At 38.6% G+C, this 21,990-nt stretch carries 13 protein-coding genes and 10 tRNA genes; 6 read left to right on the top strand and 17 right to left on the bottom strand.

Annotated elements, in window-relative coordinates; all coding sequences use genetic code 11:
- Nucleotides 1-622 precede the first annotated feature (622 nt).
- From H4J59_RS02220 to H4J59_RS02285, 14 genes are all read right to left on the bottom strand, one after another.
- Entirely contained in the window at nucleotides 623-1,315 is a 693-nt protein-coding gene (locus H4J59_RS02220; RefSeq protein ID WP_220469695.1) for a glycerophosphodiester phosphodiesterase family protein, read from the bottom strand.
- A 145-nt stretch (nucleotides 1,316-1,460) separates the two neighbouring features.
- Nucleotides 1,461-3,440: a tetratricopeptide repeat-containing sulfotransferase family protein gene (locus H4J59_RS02225; protein ID WP_182236475.1), complete on the bottom strand. Its 1,980-nt coding sequence runs from the start codon at nucleotides 3,438-3,440 to the stop codon at nucleotides 1,461-1,463.
- Nucleotides 3,441-3,592: 152 nt separating this feature from the next.
- The gene (locus tag H4J59_RS02230) at nucleotides 3,593-5,992 is read right to left on the bottom strand and encodes a TonB-dependent receptor (protein ID WP_182236476.1); all 2,400 of its coding nucleotides are present in this window, start codon (nucleotides 5,990-5,992) and stop codon (nucleotides 3,593-3,595) included.
- A gap of 387 nt (nucleotides 5,993-6,379) precedes the next feature.
- Nucleotides 6,380-7,729, bottom strand: coding sequence for an MFS transporter (locus H4J59_RS02235; protein ID WP_182236478.1), 1,350 nt, complete (start codon nucleotides 7,727-7,729; stop codon nucleotides 6,380-6,382).
- Between the two features lie 547 nt (nucleotides 7,730-8,276).
- Nucleotides 8,277-8,363 (bottom strand) — tRNA-Leu (locus H4J59_RS02240).
- A gap of 62 nt (nucleotides 8,364-8,425) precedes the next feature.
- A tRNA-Gly gene (locus H4J59_RS02245) sits at nucleotides 8,426-8,501 on the bottom strand.
- 69 nt (nucleotides 8,502-8,570) lie between these two features.
- Nucleotides 8,571-8,646, bottom strand: a tRNA-Gly gene (locus tag H4J59_RS02250).
- Between the two features lie 64 nt (nucleotides 8,647-8,710).
- Nucleotides 8,711-8,797: transfer RNA gene (locus H4J59_RS02255), tRNA-Leu, on the bottom strand.
- A 4-nt stretch (nucleotides 8,798-8,801) separates the two neighbouring features.
- Nucleotides 8,802-8,875, bottom strand: a tRNA-Cys gene (locus H4J59_RS02260).
- 71 nt (nucleotides 8,876-8,946) lie between these two features.
- Nucleotides 8,947-9,022: transfer RNA gene (locus tag H4J59_RS02265), tRNA-Gly, on the bottom strand.
- Between the two features lie 142 nt (nucleotides 9,023-9,164).
- Nucleotides 9,165-9,749 (bottom strand): CDP-diacylglycerol--glycerol-3-phosphate 3-phosphatidyltransferase, encoded by a 585-nt coding sequence (pgsA, locus tag H4J59_RS02270; RefSeq protein WP_182234639.1) that lies wholly within the window; start codon nucleotides 9,747-9,749, stop codon nucleotides 9,165-9,167.
- 74 nt (nucleotides 9,750-9,823) lie between these two features.
- Nucleotides 9,824-11,677: an excinuclease ABC subunit UvrC gene (gene uvrC, locus H4J59_RS02275; protein ID WP_259369357.1), complete on the bottom strand. Its 1,854-nt coding sequence runs from the start codon at nucleotides 11,675-11,677 to the stop codon at nucleotides 9,824-9,826.
- A gap of 2 nt (nucleotides 11,678-11,679) precedes the next feature.
- Nucleotides 11,680-12,324 carry a UvrY/SirA/GacA family response regulator transcription factor gene (gene uvrY / locus H4J59_RS02280; protein WP_182188848.1) on the bottom strand — a complete coding sequence of 215 codons (645 nt, stop codon included), beginning with the start codon at nucleotides 12,322-12,324 and terminating at the stop codon, nucleotides 11,680-11,682.
- 136 nt (nucleotides 12,325-12,460) lie between these two features.
- The gene (locus H4J59_RS02285) at nucleotides 12,461-12,715 is read right to left on the bottom strand and encodes a hypothetical protein (RefSeq protein ID WP_182236479.1); all 255 of its coding nucleotides are present in this window, start codon (nucleotides 12,713-12,715) and stop codon (nucleotides 12,461-12,463) included.
- Nucleotides 12,716-12,891: 176 nt separating this feature from the next.
- Between H4J59_RS02285 and fabA the strand changes: the two genes are divergently transcribed.
- A complete protein-coding gene (gene fabA / locus H4J59_RS02290) occupies nucleotides 12,892-13,407 on the top strand; it encodes a 3-hydroxyacyl-[acyl-carrier-protein] dehydratase FabA (protein ID WP_182137993.1) in 516 nt (171 codons plus the stop codon).
- 391 nt (nucleotides 13,408-13,798) lie between these two features.
- Here the strand turns inward: fabA and gltX are convergent, their stop codons facing one another.
- Nucleotides 13,799-15,211 (bottom strand): glutamate--tRNA ligase, encoded by a 1,413-nt coding sequence (gene gltX / locus H4J59_RS02295; RefSeq protein ID WP_182236481.1) that lies wholly within the window; start codon nucleotides 15,209-15,211, stop codon nucleotides 13,799-13,801.
- Between the two features lie 278 nt (nucleotides 15,212-15,489).
- Between gltX and H4J59_RS02300 the strand changes: the two genes are divergently transcribed.
- The 4 genes from H4J59_RS02300 (at nucleotide 15,490) to H4J59_RS02315 (ending at nucleotide 15,914) form a co-directional block, all read left to right on the top strand.
- A tRNA-Val gene (locus H4J59_RS02300) sits at nucleotides 15,490-15,565 on the top strand.
- A gap of 57 nt (nucleotides 15,566-15,622) precedes the next feature.
- Nucleotides 15,623-15,698, top strand: a tRNA-Val gene (locus H4J59_RS02305).
- Nucleotides 15,699-15,730: 32 nt separating this feature from the next.
- A tRNA-Val gene (locus tag H4J59_RS02310) sits at nucleotides 15,731-15,806 on the top strand.
- 32 nt (nucleotides 15,807-15,838) lie between these two features.
- Nucleotides 15,839-15,914 (top strand) — tRNA-Val (locus tag H4J59_RS02315).
- Between the two features lie 488 nt (nucleotides 15,915-16,402).
- On the opposite strand, the gene H4J59_RS02320 is transcribed toward H4J59_RS02315, so the two are convergent.
- On the bottom strand, nucleotides 16,403-17,974 hold the full coding sequence (locus H4J59_RS02320; RefSeq protein WP_182236482.1) for a tetratricopeptide repeat-containing sulfotransferase family protein: 1,572 nt from the start codon (nucleotides 17,972-17,974) through the stop codon (nucleotides 16,403-16,405).
- Nucleotides 17,975-18,363: 389 nt separating this feature from the next.
- Nucleotides 18,364-20,832: a TonB-dependent receptor domain-containing protein gene (locus tag H4J59_RS02325; RefSeq protein WP_182236505.1), complete on the bottom strand. Its 2,469-nt coding sequence runs from the start codon at nucleotides 20,830-20,832 to the stop codon at nucleotides 18,364-18,366.
- A 504-nt stretch (nucleotides 20,833-21,336) separates the two neighbouring features.
- On the opposite strand from H4J59_RS02325, the gene H4J59_RS02330 reads away from it, so the two are divergent.
- A complete protein-coding gene (locus H4J59_RS02330; protein ID WP_182188853.1) occupies nucleotides 21,337-21,732 on the top strand; it encodes an RNA-binding S4 domain-containing protein in 396 nt (131 codons plus the stop codon).
- Nucleotides 21,733-21,990: the final 258 nt, after the last annotated feature.

The raw sequence follows: 21,990 nt of genomic DNA on the forward strand, positions 1-21,990 counted from the left end.
ATATTTATTCAAATTAATATACATAACTTAATATTAACATTCAACACGTTAATTTTACTTTTTGAATATAGCGATGTAGAAAGACAGATTAAATCCCGCTTTATACATAAAAGCGGGATATGAAGGCATACTGTATGTATGTACAGTATTAATTTAAAATTAATACTGAATAATTACGAAATCTGAATTTCTCTCGCATTTCAAAGAAACTATGTGGACAGTATGCTTCGCCAAGTCGTAAAACCAACGAATATAGGTTTGTTGAATTATCATTTAAAAGTTTCGTACTTGCATGCAGTCAAGTAACTGTTGTCTGAGTGGTGTCATATAACTTGCCTCCAAAAAGGGTTGAGTAGCAAGTTAAGTGTGGCTGGAATACAGAGAAATTGCAGGAAGCTGCACTCCCCGCCAATCGGTTTAGTTCAACAGCTTATTATCGATACGTATCAACAACACACGCACCATGAGCAACATTTAATTAAATGTTAATTTCATGCTTTCAAAGCATTAGAAACTAGTAATGCTAACTCACATGTATATTAGGACGTGTTAATAAGACCTCTCAGTAATACACCCTGAAAAAAATAAAATAATTTAAATTCAGATAGTTAAGTGGCTTTGTTTATTGTAACCTTTCTGGAAAATTACAAAAAATACCATCAATATTCAGTTTTTCCATTTCGGCAATATCATCATAATCATTAACCGTATACACATAAACTTTTAAACCGTTGTTATGGGCGTGATTAACAAAGTCCTGGTTAATAAAATCTACACTTAAATTTATCGACTGCGCATTAAGTTGAACCGCACAATCGGAATAAGAAAGTGGTATGCCGTCAAGTAAGGCACCAATAGGTATTTGGGGAGCTAGCTGTTTAAATTTATTTAATTCATGATGATCGAATGAAGAAACCATAAAATCAAGCGCTGACCAAGCATGTTTTTTAATATATTTATCTATCACTTGATACGTTGCAATGGCTGTATTTCTTCCCTTTAGCTCTATGTTTACCATCACTCTTTTATCAACAAAGTCTAAAACCTCTTCGAGTGTTGGGATAAGTTCACCTTTACCGGCATCTAATTGTCTTAATTGTGCAAACGTTTTATCTTGGGTATAGCCAACACCATTAGTGGTTCTGTCTACTTTATCGTCATGGATAACGACAAGCTCACCTGTCTTGCATACGTATACATCTAACTCTATCGCATCAACATTTAATTCTATTGCTTTTTTAAAAGACCTTATGGTGTTTTCTGGCTCATGTCCCATTGCACCACGATGTCCAATTTTTAGTATTTTTTTAGCCAAGATTGATTCCTTTATATTTTAGATATGATGATAGTTAACGGGTGCTAAAAGCTGCTGGTTAATTGCAGACACCGCAGTGTCTTTATTGACCGTTAATGCCAATAAAGAAAATGCAGCGCTTACTTATTTAAGGCTTATTTGAGGCTTACTTAGCATTGCTTAATGCTTTTTTCAGTGGCCCTAGATGCGATTCATAGTTGCGCCACTGTTCAAGACCACTTTGATAAATAGGTTGGCGCACCTGCTCAGAGCTTGGTGTACGAACAGCACGTTTATTGGTGTGAAAATCAATACAGGCTTGTTCAAAAGGCAAGCCACAGTAGTCCAATATACGCCGAACTTGAGTGCCTAAATCAGCAACCACATCTTCATATTGTACCCGTAAAATTTTGCCTGGTAATACTTTGTCCCAGTGGTCCATTATTTCAACATAGTTGCGATAATAATTACCAATGTCCTCAAGATTATAAGAAAACTGTTGGCCTTCGCCAAATAGTTGTTTATAACCGCTAAAACAACAAGATAAGGCGTCACGTCTGGCATCAATAATTTTAGCGTTAGGGAGGATCAGATTGATAAGAGCGATATGTCTAAAATTGTTTGGCATCTTATCGATGAAAAAAATCGCTCCTTGGCGATGATGCTGAGTGTCTTCAATATAACGTTCGCCCATTTTAGTCAGCTCATCAGCTGATAACTCTTTTAGGATACTGGGATATCTCGGCTCATCCTCCTGCTTGGCTTGTCGTCCATTCAACCGGTGTGCTAAGCCGATGATATTAGCCAATTCCATCGTGCCATCAACCTGTGAGTGTGAAGCAAGAATTTGTTCTAAAAGTGTTGAACCCGCGCGTGGTAGTCCAACAATAAATATCGGATCAGGGGCAGAACAACCGGCCAGTTTATTACGTTCGAAAAACTCGGCATCAAAATTATTTTTCTGAAATTCAAACGATAATTCTAGAGATTTACTATCAAATTGGTCTTGTTCGCTTTTTAGCTTATTGCCGCGATGGTAAAAAAAGAAGGCTTCGTCAAAGTGTTCGCTATCTTCCAAATCTTTACCTAGGGCAAAGCAGAAATGAATTTTATCATTAATCGAGGTTGTCGGGCTTGCTTCTTGATCCCGCATTTGCTGACGTTCATTGGCAGTAAATCGGTAAGTTTTTAAATTGGCCAAACTCCAGAACGCATCGCCAAAATCAGGTTTGATACTATAGCTTTTACGGTACGCTGTAATAGCGTCGTCAACACGGCCCATTGTTTTTAAAGCATGGCCTAGGGTTAGGTAGATTGAATTATTGGTGGCGTTGTTATGCAGTACACTTTCAAAGGTGCTAATAGCCGCTTCAAAATCTCCGGTTGCCTGTTGCGCATTACCAAGACCAATTTTAAAGTTTGAATTTTTTGGGTCTGAATCTAACAGAATTTTTGCTTGCTCAAGTGCCTTTTGAAATTTTTGTCGCTTATGCAACACATGAACATAGTCCAAACGAGCCCTTTTATAGTTTGGTTCAAATTCAAGGCAGCTAGCTAATAAGAATTCTGCGTCGTCAAGAATTTGAAACTTTGTCCCTAACTCAGCCAGTAAGCGCATAGCTTCTGGTTGATGTGGATTGTCTTTGAGGAAGTGACGACAGAGCCATTCTGCGCGATGTAATTGTTTTTGGTATATTAGGCTAGAAACAGAAACTAATGCCGGTGGCAGGCTAGAGAGCCATTCAACACGCTGCTTAGCTTCTTCACGCATTGGATAGTCAGGCTCTGCAGCAAGTACACGCCAACTGCCAAACAATGCTGGGTTTAAGGTAACGGCTTTTTCAAAAGACGCTATGGCTTGGGTAGTGTTTGCCATTGCTTTGTGAATATAACCTTGCTCTTGATGAGCTCTGCCGTGCTCAGGCATTGTTACTAGAATTTGATCAAGACTCGCCATGGCTTGGCTATGCTTTTGTTGTTTACGCTGACAAACTGCAAGACAATAAACACCTTCAATATGTCCTGGATTTTCCACTAACATATCTTCAAGATTTGCAGATGCTTGGCTTAAGTGGCCTTTCTTAATCAAGAGTTGACACTGTTTAATCACTTGGTCAGGTTGGAGGTTTTTCAATTGATTTGGCAAAATAATCTCTCGCTAAATATCAAGATACCATTGATATTATCTATAAAGGTCCAGAATCTATAAAGGTCCAGAAAAAAATAGGTCGGCGTGATTAAACGCCGACCCTAACCTATCTTAAAATACTTTAAAATACTTTAAAATAATGTCAAATGCTAATAATCATAGCTTATTCTAAAGCCAATAGTACGAGGTCTTGTCGGTGAAACCCTATAAACATTATCGGCTGAACCTGCGGCAACTTGTCCAAGAGAGTCGGTAGCATTGTCAACAAAGAACGTTGCTTTCCAGTCATCTTTGCCAATAGAGGCTGACAGGTTAACCTGAGTATAAGACGGTAATTCAACACGGTCAGCATCAACTAGACTATTAAAACGTGAGTCTGTCCATTTGAATACGCCTTGGAAAACAGCAGAAAAATCACCGATTTCTTGATAGTAACGTCCGCCAATAACGCCTTCACTTTCTGGTGCGTAAGGCAGGTTTGACCCTACCGGTGTGATATTCACCAGCGTATTTGGAATATAGGTCAATTCTGAATCGATATAGCTAAATGAGCCAAAAAGATCAACATTATCAGTCGCAGCCCAATTAAGTTCAGATTCAAGACCATTGATTTCAGACGATCCAACATTGTCAAAGAATGAGTTGTTGGCGATACTAAGATCTAGAACACCTTGCTGCATATCACTGAAGTCAACATTATATATAGCGCCGTTAAAACGTAATGTATTGTCAAGCCAAGCTGTTTTCCAGCCAAATTCAACACTGACGACAGTATCGGTATCAAAGGTCGCTGGAATGCCACCCGTGCCAGCTGAACGATTGAATCCACCGCCTCTAAAGCCTTCTGAATACGTGCCATAAAACATCGCATCAGCATTCATTTTCCAGCGTATATTGGCTTTGTAAATAGTTCCTGATATCGTTGCAGGAGTCAAACCGGCCAGTCTTGAATCGACATTGGTTCCGTTAGCAGCTTCTGGTCCAGATGCTCTTTGGCCATTAGACGAATGTCCCATCAAGCCCATTTCAATCTCGTAGTGACGAGCACCTACGGTTACGGTGACATCGTCAGTAACATCGTAAGCAAGTTCACCAAATACCGATAGCTCTTCACGATCTGTTTGGTAATCATTGAAGTAGGTTACGCCAGGAGGTCGAGCACTACCATCTGTATTAGTAAAAGCGCCTGGTATCGGAAAGTTTGGTGAGAAACCTGCGGCAATAGACCCAGCATAGTTAAAGTCGGTTAAGGTGTTAAGTTGCTGATCATCATAGAAAACACCACCAATCGCTCGAAAACGATCTTCAGCATTGGTTGCAACACGAATTTCGTGCACAACACGCTCTGTTTCGAATTGTTCAGAAGTCGTCATCACAGGACTAAAACATTCATCATAACCTGGGTAACTACAAGTGTAGTAAGGCACATATGGGCCTATTTCAATATAAGCCGTATAATCAGTATTACCTTGGAACGTTCGGTTGGTGAACGAGCCGTTATAGATAACTTCAAGTCCGCCAAGCATACCATTTAGCGTCCATTGTGTGAGGTCGACCTTATCATCACCTTCAGTGGGAGAGAAAGTCGAAGCATTCAAGTCATCTTCAGTACTAATAGACGGGTCGTATTCGAAAGAGCCTTCAGTATCAAGCTGTTGGTTTGTGTGTTGTACTAACAAATCCCAATCGTTATTGATTTGCCATAATGCACTAACTCTCATGCCTCTATGTGTCGCTTCATTGTAATCATCTTTTGCAAGCGTAGCGTTACTTACCACTTGTCGAGATGAAGGAACGCCGCCACCTAATCCTGGATTAGTCAATGGTAATTGAGTCGTGCTAAGGGCATTATCAATAAAGCCAGCATCGGTAGAATTATAAGCCGCAATACGTAGTGCAAATGTATCGTCTACAATGGGTATATTAAGATAACCCTCAGTTTTATTACTGATGCCACCGCTCTTAGTAGATGACATACCTACCTCACCACCGGCCCTGAATTCGTCTAATACCGGTTTATTGGTAATAAGACGTACAGTGCCTGCCTGTGAACTAGCGCCAAATAATGTACCTTGAGGACCTTTTAAAACTTCAATGCGTTGTAAATCAACTGCATATAAATCTATATTACGACCAGGAGTAGTGATTGGTGCTTCGTCGAGATAAAAGGCGACACTTGGCTCGCCGCCAATGCCAGCAAGTCTGACATCAGAACGACCTGCTGATACACCACGGATATATGTTTCTTGTTTACCTGGCCCTTGACCTTCAGAACTAACACCTGGAAGCAATGCGATGTAGTCTTCAAAGCTATCAATGCCTAGTTCTTGAAGTTTTGCACCACTCATCGCCTGTACAGCCAAGGGTACAGTTTGTTGGTTCTCTGCTCTTCGAGTTGAAGTAACAACGATAGTTTCGATCTGACGTTCAGTCTCAACTTTTTTGTCTTCTACTGTACTATTTTCTTGAGCTTGTACTGTGCCATTGCTCAATGCGAGAGCGATCGCCATAGTCAATGCTGTTTTAGCGGGTCGGTTTATTTGATACATGTATATCCTCGTTAATTATCTTCGTTGATTATCTTCCTGCGACTTAGCCAATTTTAATTGCTACTAAGTAAATTAATATTTTAATTGTAAAGCAAGGCGCTTATCAACAGCGACATCCTTTTGCCTCTTAGCGACAAACCGTTAACAATAATTAGAAAACGACTATAGCCTAGAAATTATCTGTTTTATAACTTCATTATTTAATATGGCAGAAATTTTGACGCTATAGCATACTACAATGTTGAAAAGATTACTGGATATCAGGGAAATAAATAGTAATCTTCGGTGAAAAGGGGCTATTTAGAAGAAGTTGTTTTTGAACCACCCGCCAATATTACTGAGGCGGGTGGTGATAAAATTTTTATAAACATTAAAACAATTACGTGATCAGCGCTTAATTAACACTTCTCCTGACTTTGCCGCTTTATATTCTGCATGCATAAATGCCCAAACAGAGATAATACCAACCGCTGAAATCAATATAAGCATATTCATAAAACTGGACCAACCGCCCGCACTATCTGCCAATCTTCCACCAATAAAAGCAAATGTTGCACTGGCTGCAAAGCCAAAAGCATCAATGAAACTCACCAGTTTTGCACTATGGGGGCCACCATATTCGATGGAAAATATTGACATAGGTAAGTAATAAGCGGGAGAAATTGAAAACGCGAATAAGAAAATTGCACTCAAAGCCACTATGTAGTTCACCTCAACACTGAGATTAAACCAAGATAAATATTTCAAGGTCAGTACACTCAATAAACTCAGCGTCATCGCTATGGTTAATACTGTCCGGATGCCCTTTTTGGAAAAACGGTCGTAAAATGCGATCGAAGCTAACAGTCCAGCTAAAGAACCAACGGGAAATATAGTAGAAGCCATTGCTGCCTGTGAGGGTGATAATTGGTAAGTCTCCATAAGATAAACCGCAACAAAGTCTAAAAAGGCCATCATACAAGTAAGCATCATTAGCATAAGCACGACCAACCAAACTCTAGGGCTTTTAACAAATGCCTGCATACCCGCCAACATACTTGTGCCTTGAAGGGGGTGATTGTATTTGTTATCAATCGCCTGTTTTGATGCTTTCGCCAACTCTATACCTTCGACACTGGTGTCGGTATGATCACCTTCATTTTCTCTGAAGAAATTTGGGTTTTCAGGTTTTTCTTTCAGGAAAAAATAACAACCAATAAATATAACTAATGCGAAAGCCGCAGCGATGAAAGCTACTGAGCGCCAATGCATAAAGCTCAACAACCAACCAAAAAATAACGTCGCCAACACCACACTAAATCTAGAACTGGTGGAGATAATACTCCACACCCGTCCATAATGATGAGGGTGATACCATTCTCCAACCAGTTTAGTCATACCTGGCCAGCCGGAGGACTTTGTGCAGTAAAGCAAGAATGAAAAAACAGTAAAAGCCATTACATTAGGCGAAAGTCCAAAGGCGATAACAAACAGCGCGGTAAGAAAAATTCCAATTAAAAAAGTAAAGCGCCCACCAATCACATCAGCAAGAGGCCCCCAAATGAGTTTACCTACCAGTGCACCTAGGGTGCCATAAGCTGCAAAGTCTCCAATATTTGTTTTTGTTAAGCCTAAGGTATCATCGGCAAGCATGGCAGGGCTTAGAATAGTAATCATTTGACGGCAGATCATCATGGCGGCATAACCAAGATACATGGCGATAATAATATTTAATTGCTTTGGGGGTCGGATAGACATAATTTCTCTGTGAACTGTTGCAATATAGTTGACGGGGCTGCTATAAAACTAGGGCTCTGTTGGGGTTAATTGTTATTATTGTTTAGACGAGGCTATGTTGCTCAGTAGCTTACGTCAAATTAACGCATAAACAGTCAGCGTTGGATGATACTAGACTTAAGTAAAATAAGGAAATTTCTGTCAGTACTATTTCTATTAGTCAGATGTTGGTAAAAAGCTTAAATTTTTATTTAGGTGTTCGATAGGTAGCATTGAAGGCTTGTGATGAAAGTCATAATACAAGTATTAGTGAAACTTATGCGTGATGAATTTATACGGGTAAATTTATGTGGGTAATTTAAATAAAGGTTTAAGCCGTTAAAAGCATAAAAATTTTGAGACAATCTAAATATCAAGGCAAAACATCGAATCTAGTCAGCAACTATTACAGAGATATAATTAAAAATATTTATATCGACTACATTGGCAAGACTTTGATTATATTTGCAAGAATTTGAATTACTATAAGAATTTTTTAATTTACTCGACAGAATGTAAAGTAAAAAGATGGTACCCGAGGCCGGACTTGAACCGGCACACTCTTACGAGCGAGGGATTTTAAATCCCTTGTGTCTACCAATTCCACCACTCGGGCATCGAGAGTTTTTTTTATAGTAGAGATTGGGACCCTACTTTGACCGTAATAACTGTCATATTTGGAGCGGCTGACGAGACTCGAACTCGTGACATTCACGTTGGCAACGTGATGCTCTACCAGCTGAGCTACAGCCGCTTCATGGTCTTAATTTATAACTAGCAAATTTATAACTAGCAAAATAAAACTTTTAACACGTTTAAAATTTGGAGCGGCTGACGAGACTCGAACTCGTGACATTCACGTTGGCAACGTGATGCTCTACCAGCTGAGCTACAGCCGCCTCATTATTTTAAACTTACCCATACATACGCCAATATGTATTAAATCTTACTGCACCAATGAAATGGTACCCGAGGCCGGACTTGAACCGGCACACTCTTACAAGCGAGGGATTTTAAATCCCTTGTGTCTACCAATTCCACCACTCGGGCAATGTGGAGGCGGGTCCCGGAGTCGAACCGAGGTACACGGATTTGCAATCCGCTGCATAGCCACTCTGCCAACCCGCCATTTACATCAAAACTACTTTCATTTACTACCCATAAGGTAGTCTTCCCTGTACATTCTCTTAAAGAGAAATTGGAGCGGCTGACGAGACTCGAACTCGTGACATTCACGTTGGCAACGTGATGCTCTACCAGCTGAGCTACAGCCGCTTCATGTGCTGACTCCCTGTCAACTGGAAACGCATTCTACATTGAAAAAATTATGAGTCAACCCTTTAATATCAATTTTATTTTGACTGCTCAAAAAGCGACTAATGTGGTGTTTTTTTAACTAAAAACAAGCTATTTAACACTAATTAACCTTAGTTAACTCTGGCCAAGCCGCTTTGAAATAAATCACCATAGACCAAAAAGTAAGCACGGTGGCAATGGCATAAAAACTAAAAGCAGCAAAAAGTAATATTTCATGCGGAAATTCAAACAAAATTAATGGGATATCATAGGTTGGATACCAAATTAATCCCATGATGCCTAACATTTGTGTGGCAGTTTTATATTTACCCATTTGTGAAACAGCGATTATTTCTCGTTTACCTCGTGAAGACATAAACTCACGTAAAGCACTAATAAATATTTCGCGCGCGATCATTAATATCGCTGATATTGATATCCACCAAACTTGTAGGTCTTGAATCAAAATTACCAGCGCAGCAACCACCATTAACTTATCAGCAACGGGATCAATAAAAGCACCAAAGGCGGACGACTGATTAAGTTTTCTTGCTAAATAACCGTCAAGCGCATCACTCACAGCGGCAAACCAAAAAACAACAAAGGCACCAAAATGATTCCACGACACGGGCAAATAAAACACCACGATAAAAACCGGGATTAAAACAATTCTAAATAAAGTAATTTGGTTGGGGATTGTCCACATAATATGTCTTATATTCTTATCGTTAACTAATTAAAATTGTATCGAAGTAAAATACATTTTACACAGATTGTGAGTTAATTGTCATGCAAGGCGTCATAAATATTTTCTGCCAATACTTTACTGATACCTGGCACTTTTTCTAGCGCGGTTCTGTCGGCCTTTAATACTTCTTGTAAGCCACCTAAATATTGTAAAAGCGCTTGTCTTTTCTTAGCCCCTATTCCTGGGATATCTTCTAATGTAGATTTTTTACTGGCTTTTTGTCGTTTCGCTCTGTGGCCTGTGATGGCAAACCGATGCGACTCATCTCGTATATGTTGCACAAGGTGCAGTGCCGGTGACGTGGCAGGCAACGATATTAGTTGATGACTACCGGCTAATATTAAGGTTTCTAGCCCTGGCTTTCTTGACTCACCTTTTGCAACCCCGACCAATAACGGAGTTTTTACTTTATCTACGCCAGCAAAAAATTCTTCCGCTTTTGCTAACTGCCCTTTACCACCATCGATAAAAATAATGTCTGGCATTTTTTCTTCACTGGTGACTTTGCTATAACGTTTGTCTAAAGCAAATGCCATAGCGGCATAGTCATCACCTGGCGTAATGCCATGCACGTTGTAACGTCGATAGTCACTTTTTAATGGCCCCTCTTGATTAAACACCACATTTGACGCTACGGTTTGTTGTCCCATCGTATGGCTAATATCAAAACATTCAATGCGTGATATGCCATTGGTTAGTTCAAACACTTCATTTAATGCGACAAATCGTGCCTGCATTGATTCTTTATGAGAGTTTCTTGTCATTAAAGCCGTTGCAGCATTAGTGCAAGCTAATTTAAGGTATTGCGCGCGCTCGGTGCGAACATTATGTGATATTTTTACTTCATGCTCTGCTTGGGCGCTAATGACCTGAACGATGTCCTGCTGGTTATCAATAGCCTCAGGGATAATAATTTCTTTTGGGATAGCACCTAAGTTAAGTTCATTACCAATATAATGTTGGCTAATAAAAGCCGCCATTATTTCCGCATCACTGGTATCAACTGGCACAGTTGGAAAATAACTTTTACTGCCTAATATTTTATGTTCTCGAACAAATAATAAGTGAATACAAGCTTGAGACTTATGACGATGAAGCCCGATAACATCCATTTCCGCGGCAGAGCCACTGACAAACTGTTGCTGCTGAACTTTTCTTAAGGTCGCAATTTGATCTCGGTATTTTGCCGCATGTTCAAAATTGAGCGTTTTACTGGCGTTTTCCATATTCTCTACTAGGTGTTCAATCACAATAGAGCTTTTGCCCTTAAGAAACAATTTGGCTAACTGCACTTGCTTTTGATAATCCGCTGGCGATATTTTATCTACACAAGGTGCAGAACATCGGCCTAATTGGTGCTGTAAACATGGTCGACTTCGGGCCCGATAGTAGCTGTCTTCACATTGTCTTAGTGGAAAAATTTTTTGCATTAAGCGCAAACTCTCCCAGACAGCACCTACCGTCGGGTATGGCCCAAAGTAATCACCTTTAACTTTTTTTCCGCCACGGTGTAAACCTAATTTTGGATGTTTGTGATCTGTGATCAGTAAGTAGGGATAGGTTTTATCGTCGCGCAGTAAAATATTATATTTTGGTTGATACTTTTTAATATAATTGTTTTCGAGGATCAGCGCTTCGCCTTCCGTATGGGTTACGGTAACGTCAATAGCAGAAATTTGTTTAACCAGTGCGCGAGTTTTATTACTGCCCACATCTTTGCGAAAATAACTCGCTAAACGTTTTTTTAGTTGCTTAGCTTTACCAACATAGATCACCGTTTGGGCTATGTTGTACATGCGATAAACGCCAGCTTGTTCAGAAACGGCCGCTAGGAAGGCTTTATGATCAAATGAGCTTTCATCATTTGATAAAATTTTATCAGACAATGCTATAGCACTTCAGTTTTTAACATACCATGGCGAATAGCCAAATGCGTTAACTCAACGTCATTACCGACATTAAGCTTATCAAACATCCGATAGCGGTAGCTATTAATGGTTTTAGTACTTAGCACTAATTGTTGTGAGATATCAGGTACTTTTTCGCCACGCGTGATCATTAACATGATTTGCAATTCACGTTCAGACAAACTACTGAACGGATTTTCATCTGGGGATTTGAATTGGCTTAACGCCATTTGCTGGGCAATCTCTGGTGTTATATAACGTTGGCCGCTATGAACAGCACGAATCGCATTGATCATTTCATCAGGACCGGCACCTTTGGTTAAATAACCTGCCGCGCCAATCTGCATAACTTTTGTCGGAATGGGGTCAGTGCAATAAACGGTTAACACAATAACTTTTACATCAGGTGCATAACGAATAATTTTTTTTGTTGCCTCTAAGCCGCCAATGCCTGGCATGTTCATGTCCATAAGGACAACATCAGGCTCAACTTTACGACAAAATTGCACGGCTTCTTCGCCTGTTTTAGCTTCACCAATCACCTTAAGTCCTTTTACTTCGTCTAGGATTTTTCGTATTCCAGTACGAACCAACTCATGGTCATCAACTAACAAAACATTTATCAACGTAGAATTACCTTATTATCACTTTATAAAAAGCAGCAGAATTAATAAAAAGAATATAGCGAATTGGTCTCTAACACAATATAAATTCTTGCTTTTTCTTTAATTCATGACTTAATCAAGGTCGTTTAAGTCATGATTACAGCTCGTTTTTATTTAGCCAGTTATTTAACAAGTTAATTTGGCCATTTTTATATGCCGCATAAGTCAAACGCACTGCATTACTTAAAATGATACTGTCATTCCATTTTGTTTGCTCGGCAATCAGTTCGTAACATTTTTGCGCTTCTGGTGTCAGATAACCCCGCATTTCTTTTTTACCGCTAACTTTTTGCCGTTCACGATAACGTTTTTGTTTTTCCGCATTAGTTAATGCTTTCTTTTTTATATTCATCAATACCTTACCTATTAAAAGTTTAAAACCTTAGTAGTTATGTATAACCAATTCTTACAAAATATTTTGAATTTGTTAAGTCATATATAAATTTATTTAACTGTTCGGAGTTGTTTAGCGTACAAGTGTTAGCTAAAGTAACGTCTTTGAAATTATTAATAAACGTAAGTGATGACATGGAACAACAAAATTCGTTCTCAAAAGAAGACCTAGTAAAAGCAGGTACTGGTGAAATGTTTGGCCCTGGCAACAGCCAGTTACCATCTGACAATATGTTAATGATGGATAGAATTGTTAGCATTAATGATGATGGCGGCGAACATGGCAAAGGCGAAATTATCGCTGAATTAGACATAAATCCAGATCTTTGGTTTTTTGATTGTCATTTCAAAGGTGACCCTGTTATGCCGGGTTGCCTTGGCTTAGATGCAATGTGGCAATTAACAGGTTTTTTCTTAGCATGGTCAGGTGGTCCAGGTCATGGTAGAGCTTTAGGTGTGGGTGAAGTTAAATTTACTGGCCAAATTTTGCCAACAGCAAAAAAAGTTACTTATAAAATCACCTTAAAGCGCGTTATTAAGCGTAAGTTATTTATGGGTATTGCTGATGGTACGGTTTCTGTTGATGGTCGTGTTATCTACACAGCAAAAGATTTAAAAGTTGGCTTGTTTACCGATACCACTAAGTTTTAATCACTATTTAACTAAGTGGTATTTAGCTAAGTGTTATCGGTAACATCGTCCTGAACATAAAAAGCCAGCAATTACGCTGGCTTTTGTTTATCTACTATTATCAATACTCTTAAACCTTGCCCAAAACTCACTATCCTTAAGTATTCACTCCTTCTTTTCTCATTCTCTCCTCCTAGTAAAAAATAATAAAATAACTTACAGGAAGAAAAAAAGGAGGACTACAGGAGGTAAAATCTGGATGGTAAAATTTCTTAAATCCCTTTCATTTACAGCTAAAATACTCAGCGGTAACATACGTTGAGGGACAATTTTGAGAAAACCCTAAACAAAAAAGCCAGCAATTACGCTGACTTTTGTTTATTCTTTTTTCACAAATAATTAATTTTATAAATTAACTATTTGCAATACGCGCATCAACCACGGCAATAGCTTGATCAATTCTAGCTAAAACTTTTTGCTGATCTAACAATGCTAAGGTAATGTCTAATGAGGGTGAATTGCCACCACCTGTGGCAGCAACACGCAAAGGCATGCCCACTTTACCCATGCCGACTTCAAGCTCTGTTGCTGTGTCGTTAATCGCGGCATGAATAGGTGCAACTGACCAATCAGTCAAAGCTGCTAATTTCTCTTTTACTAACAACAGGGGTGCTTTTACTACCGGGCGTAAATGTTTTTTCACCGCACCCGCATCAAGTTCAGTAAAATCTTCATAAAAGTATCGGCTAATTTGTGCCATTTCTTTTAATGTTTTTACCCGGTCAGCTTGTATTTTTACAATTTCTTCAAGTGCTGGACCATTTTCAACATTGATACCCTGCTCTTTCATATGCCAAGCAAGATGAGTGGCAACATAAGCGGGATCGAGTGTTTTCATGTAATGCTGATTAACCCAGATAAGTTTGTCAGTATTAAAGCCTGAAGCTGCTCGGTTACAATCCTTAAGATCAAATAACTCAATCATTTCTTCACGAGAAAAAATTTCTTTATCACCATGTGACCAGCCTAAACGCACTAAATAATTCAATAGTGCTTCTGGTAAGAAACCGTCATCTCGATATTGCATTACACCCACAGCGCCATGACGTTTTGATAAACGTTTACCGTCATCACCTAATATCATCGGGATATGAGCATATTCAGGTACGGTTGCGCCTAATGCTTTTAAGATATTAATTTGTTTTGGCGTATTGCTGATGTGGTCATCACCACGAACTACATGTGATACTTTCATATCCCAGTCATCAACAACAACTGTTAGGTTATAAGTGGGTGTACCATCTGAGCGAGCAATAATTAAATCATCCAGTTGCTCATTACTAATAGTAATATCGCCCTTAACCATATCTTTGATAACAACATCGCCGCCTAATGGATTTTTAAAACGAATCGCATAAGGCTTATCTGCTGGATAGTCAGTGCGTTCACGCCATAAACCATTGTATTTTTCAATTTCACCTTTCTCTTTCGCTTCTGCACGCATAGCGTCAACTTCTTCAGCAGTGCTGTAACAACGATAAGCGTTACCAGAAGTTAGTAGTTGCTCAATCACTTCTTTGTAACGATCAAAGCGTTGCGTTTGAAAATAAGGCCCATGAGTCCATGGTAGGTTTAACCAATTCATGCCGTCCATAATGGCGTCGACTGATGCCTGTGTTGAACGCTCTAAATCCGTGTCTTCTATTCTAAGAATAAAGTCACCGCCATTTTTTTGCGCATAGAGCCAACTATATAAAGCAGTACGAGCACCACCAACATGTAAATATCCCGTAGGGCTAGGGGCGAATCGAGTTGTTAAAGTCATAAAAGTCTCAATGAAATATCTATTTGCTTATGTCAGCAAATAAAACAAAGGTTATTAAAAAAAGTTGCGCCATTTTATCAGGCAAGTGCATGAAATACACCTTTTAGCGCGTTAAATTTCCTGACAATCTGAGATAACAAATAAAAATAAAGTTCACAAAACCATCAGTCTGTCGAAATTTAAAGCATTAAAGCTCAATAGTGAAAAAAAATATAAATAATTACTGAGTTTTGGTTGACAGCTTTTATGATCTCCCTATAATACGCCCCCACAGAGAAGGACGATTAGCTCAGTTGGGAGAGCACCGCCCTTACAAGGCGGGGGTCACTGGTTCAAGCCCAGTATCGTCCACCACTTCTCTGTTAGTACTGTATAAATATTATATTTAAATAGTATGTGTAAATTTATATCGGACGATTAGCTCAGTTGGGAGAGCACCGCCCTTACAAGGCGGGGGTCACTGGTTCAAGCCCAGTATCGTCCACCACTTCTTTTACCATAAAGAAGTAAAACTAAAATGGACGATTAGCTCAGTTGGGAGAGCACCGCCCTTACAAGGCGGGGGTCACTGGTTCAAGCCCAGTATCGTCCACCACTTCTTTTGCCATAAAGAAGTAAAACTAAAATGGACGATTAGCTCAGTTGGGAGAGCACCGCCCTTACAAGGCGGGGGTCACTGGTTCAAGCCCAGTATCGTCCACCATCTTTATTTCCAGTTAAAATTTCCATATAATTAATACTCATCTTAAAGTAAAACTAAAAGAATCTTCACCTCTTTATTATCCGCGCCAAATAATTAGTTCAAGCACAGTATCGTCCATCACCTTTATTTCCTGTTGAAATTTCCATATAATTAATACCCCTCTTAAAGTAAAACTAAAAGTACCTTCACCTCTTTGTTACTTGCGCCGGATCACGGGTTCAAGCCAAGTATCATCCACCATCTTTATTGCTTATTTAATTTCCTTATTATTAATATGAATATTAAAGTCATCTCTGCTCTTTTTAATTATCACCTTCATCGTTAGCCAAGATGGCTCAAGAGAGACTTTAGGCTGATATTCAGCTATCGACACAAAGTGATTGATCGATCAAAAACATGTGTTTTTTCTAGCTTTAGTGCTAATACATACGATTAATTTCTTTTACAAATTCGCCAGAGTTTTCTAAAAATCAATCTAGATGAAAATACTAAGTTTGCTCTCTGCTGGCTAATATCGCTTTTACGCCATCTAGATAAGCGTCATATTTTTTCCAGTTACCCACTGAGCTATTATTAATTGGACTACGAACTTGCATTGCACTGGCTGTAGCGACAGGCGCAGAATTTTGGTCAATATCAACACATTGTTCTTGCCAAGAAAGATCACAAAATTCAATCAGCTGTTTGGCTTCATTGACTGGGTCATTAACCAACTTCTCATAATTAATCAAATAAAAGTTTTCTGGAAAAAGTGCTAACCATAACGCCGTTAACTGTTTAAATAGTAAATAAAATTCTGTCGTGCTTTCTAAATCATATGAATAACTATAATAGGATTGATTAACCGCAAAAAGCTGTCGAAAATTACTCACAATGGTATCCAGTGGATTTCTATCTAAGCAGATAATTTTAGCTTTGGGTAATGCTTTTAAAATAAAGCCAACATAAAGTACATTGAGTGGCATTTTATCAACAAACTTTGCTGTTTTTCCGGTTATTGCCCGCGTACTTTCAATATAATCTTCACCTAAATTGGCAAAATTTATATTTTCTGTCGCTGCTATTGTTTCTGCATCAATCACACGCTTGCTGGTGGTTTTAGCCATTTTTTTAAGTAACAAACCAAAGTGCTGCAGTTCACCGGCACTCGTTACTTCGCTGTGCTGTGAAATAATTCGTTCAACCAGCGTTGTGCCTGATCTTGGCATACCAACGACAAATATTGGCTCATCAGTGTCGAAACCTTGAGCCTTTGAGCTATCAACGTTTTTAAAGTGACTTTCAATACAGCTAAACAGCGCTTTATCTTCATCAAAATCGTAGTTAAATTGTTTGAGTTTACATTTTTTTGCCGTATCTAAGTAGAAAAAGGCTTTATCAAAATCTTTCAGTGCTTCATATTCTCGGGCAAGAGCATGGCCGATATATAAGCTGTCGTCTGCATGTTGCGTTTGTGAAAACAATTGTTCAAGTAGAGGTATATGGTTTGATGTTGCCGATATGCCGCCTAAACCCGTTAACACGGCATGAGCTTTGTAATGATTTGGAGCCATTGCAATAGTTTTTTCGTAGGCTTTTTTAGCGCCGTCAAAATCACCAACAAACTTGAGTGCTGCGCCTAAATTAAAGAAGTAATTAGGATTTTTATCGTTAATGGCCACGGCTTGTTGAAAAAAAACCACCGCTTTTTCGTGTAAGCCAATTTTACTATAGGCCACACCAAGCGTATCTAGCGTTAATGATGATTTTGGGGCAAGTTGAGCCGTAAGTTCAGCAAAGTACACCGCCTGCACATGATTATTTTCCAGTGCATAGTGCTTGGCCAGTTGTGATAAGTATTCGGCATTGTTAGGAGCAAGCTTGTTGGCCTGTTTAATTAACTCAATAGCTTTAAGAAAATTATGATGCGCACTAGCAATCATGGCTAGCAAAAAATAAGCATCCGCAAAATATTTATCTTGTTGTAAAATAGCGATTAGTTTTTGATGGGCTTGTTGATACAAACCTTGATTTAAAGCTTGTTGCGCCTGCTGATGCAATATTTTTGTTGTGTTAGACATACTTCAACTACTCAAATTTAGTTATTTTAAATCACACTTGTTGATATACTTTGCCAGTTTTTATCACAAAAACAATATCTACAAGGGTATTAATTCTTTCTATTGGATTATCATTAACCACAATAATATCCACAAAATTGCCCGTTTTTATTTATGCCACTTTTTTTGCCCATTTAATCATCGCGCACTGTTAATAAGTCACTGCTTGCCTCGCTTGTAATGGTGTCATAACAAACTGTGTTATACAGTTTAAAGCTTCGGCGTTGGCGTTATAGGGATAAATCGCTAAAAAAAATGCTAAAAAGGCACAGTATCATTTAAACGTTTAAATGATACTGTGCCTTTGTTTTTTTATACTTTTTATTTAAGTAAAAATTATACTTAACTAATTACAAATCGAATAAATATTCGAAACGTACTCCTACTTTGCGTGGCGTGATTAAGTAATGTCCATAATTACGTTGAAGGCTCGCATCGTTCGAGTTCATCACAGGAAACTTTGCTAAGCCAATATCACCTTGATCACGACGTACCGAACTATAGGCATATTTATCAAACATATTATCAACGTATAAGGTGACCGACCAAGCACCTTCTGTTAATTTTGCTGACACATTACTTATCGCATAGCCGGCTAAAGCCTCACCATCAGCGCGTAAACCGACCTTAGAGTAAACATCACTTTGATAAGTTAAGCCGTAATTGATATCTAAACCTGTGCTACCAAAAATCTCGGTAGAATAGCTTGCGCCTAATGAAAACTGCTGTTCAGGTGAGCCGGGTAAACGATCACCATTTTTACCATCATAAAAACTTTGCTCTACACCTGCATCAAGCTGATCTTCACTTAAAACTTGAAATAGAAAAGGGGCGTCACTGGTTAATTCTGCATTGGTATAAGCGTAAGTAGCATAGGCGGTAATATTATCACTTAGCATGGCGCGAGTTGATATTTCAACCCCTTTTGATTCTGCTGCTGCGGCATTGCTGGTAATAGGTTGCTGACCATAAAAAGTAGCACCCGCGACTTGAGCATTGTCCCACTCAACCATAAATACCGCGGCATTAAAATGTAATTGGTTACTCAACCAAGTACTCTTAAAACCTAATTCATAGTTAGTTGTGGTATCTGCTTCGTAAAGAGCTTCATCGGGTAAGGCACAAACATTTTGAAAGCCCGATTCTTCGACGTCATCAGGGCAGGCAGCAACACCATTAGAGCCACCAATTCTAAAGCCTTCACTTACCGTGGCATAGGCCATCACATCATCACTAAATTGATAACTAGCATTCACTTTCAATAAGTTGCCATCACCGTCAGCAGGCGGAGTGCTTTCAAGATCTAGATTGATTTCATTGGGTGCATAATTATCAAATAAGGTGTTATACAAGGGTAAGTCTACTGCTGAAGACGAGTTAACTTCATAGTCATAAAAACGAGCACCCATCATCAGCGTTAATTTATCGGTTACGCTATAAGTTAGCTCACCAAACAAAGCTGATTCAGTGATGTCAGTATTACCCACCGAAATATACTCTAATGAATCAGGACGTAATTGATTGCCACCCCAGTTATCAACAGCATATTGATCGAAGCCAGGCGCATATTCACGGCTATCACCAAAACTTTCGAATTGGTTGTAATAAGCACCTACAATCCAAGAAAGTGCTGAATCTCCTGTTGATACTAAACGAATTTCTTGGGTAAAGTTTTCAGCCTCATCCACTTCTCGAGTAAAAGTGGAAAAACCTGGAAATTCTTCATAGCTGTAATCTAAACGGATAAGTAAGTCGGTTTGATCACGTTGCCCCAGTGCTTCAAATTCTGAATAACCGGTAGCAGAAGTCAGTTCAGCAAAACCTAAATCAAGGGTGATTTCTAAACTCAGTAAAGTGTCTTCTTTTTCTCTTGGTTCTTGATAGCGATAACCTGAGTCATATTCTCCTATAACTGTCGTTAAAGGATTTGTCTCGCTTAAGCTACTGTTATGCACAATAGAGCGACCACCAATGTCTTGTTTTTGATAAAAATACGACAAGGTTGCATCAAAAACTTCATTCGGCTGCCAGCGGATCATCGCTTTAGCTGTACTGGTTTTTTCATCGTTAGCATCTTTCACCTGTTTTAGGTTAGCGTTAACTGCATCAGTATCTGACCAATCTGGATCAGGTAATGAAACACCTCCCTCGCGCACCACATAATTGTAATCAATATAGCCAGGTTCATTTAAATAATTAAAGGCAAAACGCACGGCTAATTCATCTTCAATTAATGGCGTGTTAAAAACAAAACCTGCTTCACCACCGGTATCATCACTTTCAGATAAAGTGAAAATGTCACCATAGAGCGAACCAGAGGTTACATCAAGCACAGGTTTATTCGGTAAATAGCGAATAGCGCCACCTAAAGTGCCTGCACCATATAAGGTCCCTTGTGGACCAATTAATATTTCAACTCGTTCAACATCAATGAGTTTCATGTCAACGACTAGGGGAATTTCACCAATGTAAGTGGCCACAGTGCCACCATCAGAGCCAGGGCCTGATGAGTTAGTATTTAAACCGCGGACAACAATCGGGGAGCCAGTACGACCGCCTTGATCAGCAACACTTAAACCTGGTACCCAACGAGCAACATCTGATAATTGTGTAATGTTTTGATCTTTCATCACATCACTATCAAGTGCAGTGATATTTAAAGGAGCGTCTTGCACAGTCGATGCACGACGTGAGGCCGTCACTTGAATGCGTTCAATGCCTTCAACAGCAAGTTTTCCAGCAGCTGCCTCAGCGTAACTATAGGTGGTTATAGATAATGCTGAACTGAGTGCTAAACATAAAACAGATTTTTTAAAGATTTGTGAATTTTTTACATACATGGGTGGGTTCTCTTCCTCAGAGTTATTTATATAGCTCGTTACTATTTTTATATTAAATTTTTTATATTCAGAATTTTTATTCGTTCAAATATCGTTATTCATAAGTTATAAAGCTTTACCATTAATGTTTTGATAAAAATTAACCACCAAACTTGTCAAATGAAAATATCGTTTAAAATGAAAAAAACTAATATTTTAATGTCTTACAGAATTTAGGCAACAAAAAAGCGGACAACAGCCCGCTTGCTTACATTAATAAATGCAATACTACTTTAATTTAACCATTAATGCATTTATTGCCGCTGTGGTTAATGCTGGTGAAATAATGGTTGCTAACGTGGTTTTATCCTATTATCTAAGCATTGATAATTGACGCTACTCTAGTTATTAACTTTACTTGCCGTTCTCGCCAATACGACAACGACATCACAAAACAACTAAGATATAATCAGTTTTTTCGTTAACTACAAGAATAGACCTTACATGCCTTCAAATTTTCCGCTTATTGATGTTTCTATACAACCTATTGAACTTTGCAAATTATTAAAAATAGCGAATATGGTCAGTGGTGGCGGTGAAGCTAAAATAGTGATCAGTGAGGGATATGTGTTATTGAATAACGAAGTAGAATTTCAAAAGCGCAAAAAAGTTTATCACGCCGATATTATAGAATTTAACAGTGAAATTATTCAGGTTAATGTGGTTAAACTCGGTAAAGACGAATTACCCCTAACAACAAAAAAACAAGCAGAAGCCACCTTAACTAAACAGAACGCGTTTAAAAAAGCTAAAAAGAAAAAATCCAGTAATAATGATAAAGCACAAAGTGTTCAAGTCACTGACAAAGCTAGATCAAAGCGTAAACCAATTTCTTTTTAGTTTTGCTTAGTATGCGATTGTCGCCAGTAAGCGTGTAAACTGAACCTAGTCTGTTAAATTGACTACATAAAGTTAACTACATAAATTCCATCCTACAGGTAATATTGTGCCTAGAAACGTCTTTACTCATTCAAGTACTTAGCGCAAAACGCTATAACTTAATTTTATATCCGTTGGTCGCCAAAAATTTAGCAAGCCAAACGGTATTAAACAAATGAATAAATTGATTATCTTTACATCATCTAAATTTTTTTTGAT

This window comes from Colwellia sp. MB02u-10 (assembly GCF_014077185.1).
In the GTDB taxonomy this organism is placed as follows: Bacteria; Pseudomonadota; Gammaproteobacteria; order Enterobacterales; family Alteromonadaceae; genus Cognaticolwellia.

Bases quoted from the DNA above. Each gene is read 5' to 3' on its own strand.
- H4J59_RS02230 (WP_182236476.1), bottom strand. From the start codon at position 5,992: ATGTATCAAATAAACCGACCCGCTAAAACAGCATTGACTATGGCGATC.
- H4J59_RS02235 (WP_182236478.1), bottom strand. From the start codon at position 7,729: ATGTCTATCCGACCCCCAAAGCAATTAAATATTATTATCGCCATGTAT.
- pgsA (WP_182234639.1), bottom strand. From the start codon at position 9,749: ATGTGGACAATCCCCAACCAAATTACTTTATTTAGAATTGTTTTAATC.
- H4J59_RS02285 (WP_182236479.1), bottom strand. From the start codon at position 12,715: ATGAATATAAAAAAGAAAGCATTAACTAATGCGGAAAAACAAAAACGT.
- fabA (WP_182137993.1), top strand. From the start codon at position 12,892: ATGGAACAACAAAATTCGTTCTCAAAAGAAGACCTAGTAAAAGCAGGT.
- gltX (WP_182236481.1), bottom strand. From the start codon at position 15,211: ATGACTTTAACAACTCGATTCGCCCCTAGCCCTACGGGATATTTACAT.
- H4J59_RS02320 (WP_182236482.1), bottom strand. From the start codon at position 17,974: ATGTCTAACACAACAAAAATATTGCATCAGCAGGCGCAACAAGCTTTA.
- H4J59_RS02330 (WP_182188853.1), top strand. From the start codon at position 21,337: ATGCCTTCAAATTTTCCGCTTATTGATGTTTCTATACAACCTATTGAA.